General features: G+C 65.3%; 6 protein-coding genes. 3 read left to right on the top strand and 3 right to left on the bottom strand.

Features of this window, described 5'->3' with window-relative positions:
• Positions 1-120: 120 nt before the first annotated feature.
• On the bottom strand, positions 121-1620 hold the full coding sequence (locus tag ACVOLQ_RS22120) for a helicase HerA-like domain-containing protein (protein WP_313494462.1): 1500 nt from the start codon (positions 1618-1620) through the stop codon (positions 121-123).
• A gap of 123 nt (positions 1621-1743) precedes the next feature.
• Between ACVOLQ_RS22120 and ACVOLQ_RS22115 the strand changes: the two genes are divergently transcribed.
• Positions 1744-3324 (top strand): transglycosylase SLT domain-containing protein, encoded by a 1581-nt coding sequence (locus ACVOLQ_RS22115; protein ID WP_313173573.1) that lies wholly within the window; start codon positions 1744-1746, stop codon positions 3322-3324.
• A gap of 156 nt (positions 3325-3480) precedes the next feature.
• Here the strand turns inward: ACVOLQ_RS22115 and asd are convergent, their stop codons facing one another.
• Positions 3481-4323, bottom strand: a complete 843-nt coding sequence (gene asd, locus ACVOLQ_RS22110) for an archaetidylserine decarboxylase (RefSeq protein ID WP_481529321.1) — start codon at positions 4321-4323, stop codon at positions 3481-3483.
• On the bottom strand, positions 4320-4967 hold the full coding sequence (locus tag ACVOLQ_RS22105) for an SCO family protein (RefSeq protein WP_481529320.1): 648 nt from the start codon (positions 4965-4967) through the stop codon (positions 4320-4322). Before ACVOLQ_RS22105 ends, asd begins: the two co-directional genes overlap by 4 nt.
• Positions 4968-5182: 215 nt before the next feature.
• Here ACVOLQ_RS22105 and prmB point away from each other — a divergent pair, with 215 nt between their 5' ends.
• Both prmB and ACVOLQ_RS22095 read left to right on the top strand, forming a co-directional pair.
• Positions 5183-6112 carry a 50S ribosomal protein L3 N(5)-glutamine methyltransferase gene (prmB, locus tag ACVOLQ_RS22100; protein WP_481529319.1) on the top strand — a complete coding sequence of 310 codons (930 nt, stop codon included), beginning with the start codon at positions 5183-5185 and terminating at the stop codon, positions 6110-6112.
• A gap of 71 nt (positions 6113-6183) precedes the next feature.
• Positions 6184-6474, top strand: coding sequence for a GIY-YIG nuclease family protein (locus tag ACVOLQ_RS22095; protein ID WP_481529318.1), 291 nt, complete (start codon positions 6184-6186; stop codon positions 6472-6474).
• Positions 6475-6574: the final 100 nt, after the last annotated feature.

Here is a 6574-nt window from a genome sequence, read left to right as displayed (position 1 = left end):
CCACCCCCCCCCCCCCCCGGGGCCCTCTCCATGGGGGGGGCGCCGGGGGGGGGGGGGGCGCCCCCCGGGGCGGGGTCGGGCGGCGCGGGCGCCGCCCCCCCCCCGGCCCGGTATTGCTGCTCAGCGCTTGCCGCCGAAGATGCTGCCGAGGATGCCGCGTACGATCTGGTTGCCCAGTTTGGTGCCGACGGTGCGCGTGGTCTGCTTGGCCATGGTTTCGATCATGCCCTGGCGGCGCTTGGTGCCGAAGATCGCATCCTTGATGCTCTGGCCGAAGCCACCTTCCTGTGCCTCGTCCTGCTGGCGCGTACGCGCTGCGGGTGCCTGTTCGACCACCTTCTCCGCGCGTTGCGCCAGCAGTTCGGCGGCGGACTCGCGGTTGACGGCGTTGTCGTAGCGGGTGCCGACCGGGCTGCCGGCACGCACCTGGGCGCGCTCGGTATCGGTGATCGAACCCATGCGGCAGCGTGGCGGCGCAATCAGGGTCTTCTGCACCGGCGAGGGAACGCCCTTGTCCTGCAGCGTGGACACCAGTGCTTCGCCGGTGCCCAGTTGCGACAAGGTGGCGACCACGTCGAGCTTGGGGTTCTGCACGAAGGTTTCGGCCGCCGTCTTCACCGCCTTCTGGTCGCGCGGGGTGAAGGCGCGCAGTGCGTGCTGCACCCGGTTGCCGAGCTGGCCGAGGATGTTGCCGGGCACGTCATCCGGGAACTGCGAGCAGAAGTACACGCCCACGCCCTTGGAGCGGATCAGGCGCACCACCTGCTCGATGCGCTGCACCAGTGCAGGCGGCGCATCGTCGAACAGCAGGTGGGCTTCGTCGAAGATGAAGACCAGCTTGGGCTTTTCCAGATCGCCCACTTCCGGCAGCTGCTCGAACAGCTCGGACAGCAGCCACAGCAGGAAGGTGGAATACAGGCGCGGCTTGAGGATCAGCTGGGCGGCGGCAAGGATGCCAATCACGCCGCGGCCATCGTGGTTGACCCGCATGATGTCGGCCAGTTCCAGCGCCGGCTCGCCGAAGAAGGCTTCACCGCCGTCCTGCGACAGGCGCAGCAGCGAGCGCTGGATCGCCGCCACCGACTGCGCGCTGACCAGGCCGTATTCGGTGGAGATGTCCTTGCGCTCCTCGGCCACCAGGCCGAGCAGGGCGCGCAGATCGTCCAGGTCGAGCAGCAGCAGGCCGCGGTCATCGGCCAGCTTGAAGACGATGTCGAGCACGCCGGACTGGGTGTCGTTGAGTTCGAGGATGCGGGCCAGCAGGGTAGGGCCCATCTCGCTGACGGTGGTGCGCACCGGATGACCGAGCTTGCCGTACAGGTCCCAGAACACCACCGGGCTGGCAGCCGGGGCAAAGCCGTCGACGCCGATCTCGGCGGCGCGCTGGGCCAGCTTCTCGCCGCCTTCGCCGGCAACCGCAAGGCCGGCCACGTCGCCCTTCACATCGGCCATGAACACCGGCACGCCCAGCCGCGAGAAACCCTCGGCCAGCGTCATCAAGGTCACCGTCTTGCCGGTACCGGTGGCGCCGGCCACCAGGCCGTGACGGTTGCCGAAGCGCGGGAGCAGGGTGACGGCGATGTCGTCGGTGACGCCTTTGCCGAGCAGGATCGGGTCCATGGAGGCACTCATTGATGAATGAAGGAAGGATTCTAACGGCCGACTGTATCGCGGCGGTGGCAATGTTGCCCCCGGGTCAGTCTGCCAGCTACCCTGCCTCACCTTTGTCATGCAGTGCTGCTGATGCCCGTATCCCTGTTACCTGCTCGTCGTTGGTCGTTGCTGCTGGCGACCTCGTTGTTGACCGTGGCTCCGGCCGCCCAGGCGATCTCAGCCCGCGACAAGGTCAAGGTCGATGCCATCGAAGCGCGGATGACGGCGGCCGAGAAGCGTTACAGCGATGCGCTGGTGCTGGTTGCCAATGCCGACCCCAAGGGCACTACCGAGGGCGACGCGGCGCTGGAAGACATGGAGGACGTGATCAGTGCCTGCATCGCGCAGAAGGGCTGCCAGGTCAGCAACCTGCTGGCAACCTATAAACGCCTGCTCAAGCAACGGGCTGATGCCAGCGGCGACGCGGAAGGTGAAGATGGCGGCCCATTGGAAGCCGATCCGGACCATATCGCGCCGTTGGTGGCCGACGTGCCTGAAGCCGCGCGTGCGGCAGCACTGCTGAACGATCATCGCCATGCCTTCGACGACATGGTCGAGTACAACCCGGCCATCCAGGCCGGCATCCGTCGCTGGCTCACCGATATGCGGCCCTCGCTGCTGACCAGCTATGAGAACTACATGAACCTGCGCGGGATCATGTGGCCGGAATGGGAGAAGGACGGCCTGCCCGAAGCCCTGCTGTTCGGCATCATGGCCAAGGAATCCAATGGTCGCGTGCATGCCTCCTCGCGCGTTGGCGCGGCCGGGCTGATGCAGTTCATGCCGGCCACTGGCCGCCGTTTCGGGTTGGGTCCGGACGGCACCGGCTTCGATACCCGCTTTGATCCGCGCAGCGCAGCCAGTGCCAGTGCCGATTACATGAATGAGCGCATGCGCGGGCTCAACAAGAACATCGAATACGCCTTGGCTGCCTATAACGGTGGCGAAGGCCGTGCCGCGCGCATCTACCGCGAAACCGGCGGGCAGAGCTTCTGGACCGATACCTCGTACAACCAGTTCCCGGGCGAGACCAAGGATTACGTGCCGATGGTGATCGCCGCGGCGTGGATCTTCCTGCATCCGCAGCAGTACGGTGTGGAATTCCCCAAGCTCAACGCGCAGCCGGCGACACTCCGCCTGGCCAAGTCGACCACCATCTACGAGCTGACCATCTGCCTGGGCAGCACCGGTACCCGTGACGGTTACATGCGCGCGCTGCGCAATCTCAATCCGCGTTATGAGGCCGATGGCTGGATTCCGGGCGGCACCACCATCAATGTGACCACTCGCATTGCTGGCTTGTACAACCGTTACTGCGTCAGTGGCCCGCGCGCCGATCTGGCCCGTGCGCTGATCACGGCGGACCTGAACGCCGCGATCAAGCGCCCCTCGGCGGCGACGGTTACCGGTAGCGTGGCAGTGGGTGATGTACAGGCGATGCAGGCCGCGCAGGCGGTGGCGCCGGTGGCAGCCCCGGCACCGCGTCCGGCTGCGCCGGCACGTCGGCCTGCAGTACGCAGTTACAAGGTTGCCCGCGGCGACACCCTCGGCGGTATCGCCAACCGCTTCCAATGCGAATTGCCGGCCTTGGCGCGCGCCAATGGCCTGCGCGCGCCGGCTTACGCACTCAAGCCCGGGCAAAGCCTGAAGCTGGAAGGCTGCGGCCGTTGAACCAGGAAGGGCGCCGAAAGGCGCCCTTTTTTGTTTGGTTTTGTAGGAGCGGCGTAAGTCGCGAAGCTGGGATGATTTCAGCGCTCAGAGCTTCTGCAATCTGAGGGCCTATCTGCTTCGCGGCTTACGCCGCTCCTGCAATCGGACGCGCCGCTGTCAGCGCAGCTTGGCCAGCGCCTGTCCCAGCTGCACCGGACTCTCGGCCGTCAGCGAGGGGTCAAAATCGGCAACGCCCGGCGGCAGCAGCACGATCACGGTCGAGCCGTAGTTGAAACGCGCCATTTCGGCGAAACGCTCCAGCGTGATGCCCTTGCCGCGCCAGTCCTTGCGGGTGATGTGGTCGCCGTAGGCGGGGATTTCCTCGCCGCTCCACACCGTTTCCACGCCGCTGACCAGCAGCGCGCCAACCATCACCTGCACCATCGGCCCGAAATCGGTGTCGAAGTGGCAGACCAGGCGCTCGTTGCGGGCAAACAGGCGCGGCACATTGGCCACCGCATCGGTGCCGACGCTGAACAGCCGGCCGGGCACGTGCACGGTTTCCCGCAGGGTGCCGGTCCACGGCATGTGCACGCGGTGGTAGTCGCGCGGCGACAGGTACACGGTGGCATACAGGCCGTTGTCGAACGGCACCGCGTCGGCGGCATCGCCCAGCAGCTCGGCAGCGGTGAAGGACTGGCCCTTGGCCTGGAAAATGCGGCCTTCCTCGATCGGCCCCAGCTGGCTGATGTGGCCGTCGGCCGGCATGGTCAGGGTGCGCGGATCGGCGGCGGGCACGCGTGCGCCCGGCTTCAGGGCACGGGTGAAGAAGGCATTGAAGCTGGGATAGCTGCGCGGGTCCGGGTTGGCGGCTTCGGCCAGGTTGACGTTGAACTTGGCGGTCACCGTGTCGATCAGCCAGCGCGAGATGCGCGGGTTCTGCGAATAGGCCAGCGAGCGGGCCATCGACGACAGCAGGCGGTGCGGCAATACATAGGTGAGGCGTGTAACCAGACTCATGGTGCGGATTTCTCGGTGAGCTTGATCAGGTCGCTGGCAATGGCCTGCGGGTTGAACGGGGGGCGCATCAGGCCGGCCAGCCGGCCCTGCGGGTCGAGCACGGCGATGCTGGCGGAGTGGTCCATGCTGTAGTCGTCCGGGTTCTGCTCGAAGTGCTTGCCCGGGGCCTTCTGGAACACCATGCCCAGCGAGGTGGCAAAACGCTCCAGCGAGGGCACGTCGGCGGTGGCGGCAATGGTGTCCTTGTGGAAGGCATGGGCGTACTCGCCCAGGCGGTTCGGGGTGTCACGCTCGGGGTCCACCGACACCAGCACCACGCGCGGGCGCAGGCTGTCGGGGATGGTTTCCCATTGTTTCTGGGCCTTGGCCAGCTCGGTCAGGGTGGTCGGGCATACGTCCGGGCAAGAGGTGAAGCCCAGGAACACCAGGGTCCAATGGCCGCGCAGCTCGCCGGGGATCAGGCGGGTGCCATCGGATTGGGCCAGGTCGAACTCCGGCAGGGTACGCGGGGTGCCGTAGAACAGGATGCTGCTGGTGCCCTCGCTGCCCTTGTTGGAGGGGCCAAAGACCTTCTGCGCCAACAGCAGGCCGAGGCCGGCGGCCAGGGCGATGGCCAGGATGATGCCGGTGTTTCGATTGAACATGCGCGCGGGCTTCCGTTCGGGTACGGCGGCGGGACAGGGCGTCCGCCGTGGGCGGGATACGGGAGTGTAGGGGATTGCAGGCGTACATCCCGGTGGTTTGGCCGGCGTTTGGGTGCCTTTTGGAGGCCAAAGCCGAAGTTTCGGCTGCAACTGGGCAGTCAATATACCGGTCGGATGCCTATAATCGCAGACCTTTCAAGTATTTCCGTATTGCCATGACTGCCGAAGCGGCCGCTGAACTCCATACGATCGTCGATCTGATCCGCTACGGCGCAAGCCGTTTCAATGCTGCCGGGCTGAGCTTCGGCCACAGCTATGACAACGCGCTAGACGAGGCCACCCAGCTGACCCTGCACAGCCTGCACCTGCCACCGGACCTGGGTCCGGCCTATGGCGCGGCCAAGCTGTTGCTGGAGGAGCGGCAGCGGGTGCTGGCACTGTTCCAGCGCCGCATAGACGAGCGCCTGCCGGCCGCCTACCTGACCGGTGAGGCCTGGTTTGCCGGGCTGAGCTTCAAGAGCGATGCCCGCGCGCTGGTGCCGCGCTCGCCGATTGCCGAGCTGATCCTCAATGGCTTCGAGCCGTGGTTGGCTGGCCGTGACGTCAGTCGCGCGCTGGACCTGTGCACCGGCTCGGGCTGCATCGCCATCGCCATGGGCCATTACTACCCCAACTGGCAGGTCGATGGCAGTGACGTCAATGACGCCGCGCTGTCGTTGGCGGTAGAAAACAAGGAGCGCCTGCTTGCCCACAACGTGGAGCTGGTCAAGAGCGATCTGTTCGCGGGACTGCAGGGTCGCGTCTACGACCTGATCGTGACCAATCCGCCCTACGTCACCAATGACGAGACCGACGCGCTGCCCAAGGAATACCAGCACGAGCCGGACCTGGCCCTGCGTGCCGGCCACGACGGCCTGGATCTGGTGCTGAAGATCCTGCGTGACGCGCCGGATCACCTGACCGAAGACGGCCTGCTGATCTGCGAAGTGGGCGATTCCGAACAGCACCTGATCAAGCTGCTGCCGGAGGTCTACATGTCCTGGAACGAGTTCAAGGTCGGGCAGATGGGCATCTTCGCTGTCGAAGCGGCCGAGCTGCGTGCGCACCATGCTCGCATCGCCGAGCTGGCAGCTGCGCGGGCGTGATGCGCTCTGCTCCTGTTTGGCTCGTCATCCCCGCGAAGGCGGGGATCGCTCTGGCTCTTGAGCGAGAGTGAATGAAACAACCCGCCGTCTATCTTCTGGCATCGAAGAAACACGGCACGCTCTACATCGGCGTCACCAGCAATCTGGTGGCGCGGACCTGGCAACACCGGCAGCATGTGGTTGATGGTTTTAGCAAACGCTACAACGTGGACAAGCTGGTCTGGTACGAGCTTCACGGGTGCATGGAAGCGGCGATTCTTCGAGAGAAGCAGCTGAAGAGGTGGAACCGGGAGTGGAAGTTGCGGTTGGTGGAAGAGGTGAATCCCGAGTGGCGGGATTTGTGGGATGAGATAGTTGGGTAGTGTTTTGGTTTTGGTTTTGGTTTTGGTTTTGGTTTTGGTTTTGGTTTTGGCTTTTGCTTTTGGTGTTGGCTTTGGCTTTGGCTTCGAGTTCTTGCTTTCA

The organism is Stenotrophomonas sp. STEN031, assembly GCF_056759975.1.
The sequence above is the reverse complement of the archived record's forward strand: the minus strand, read 5'-3'. Positions and strand labels throughout refer to the sequence as shown.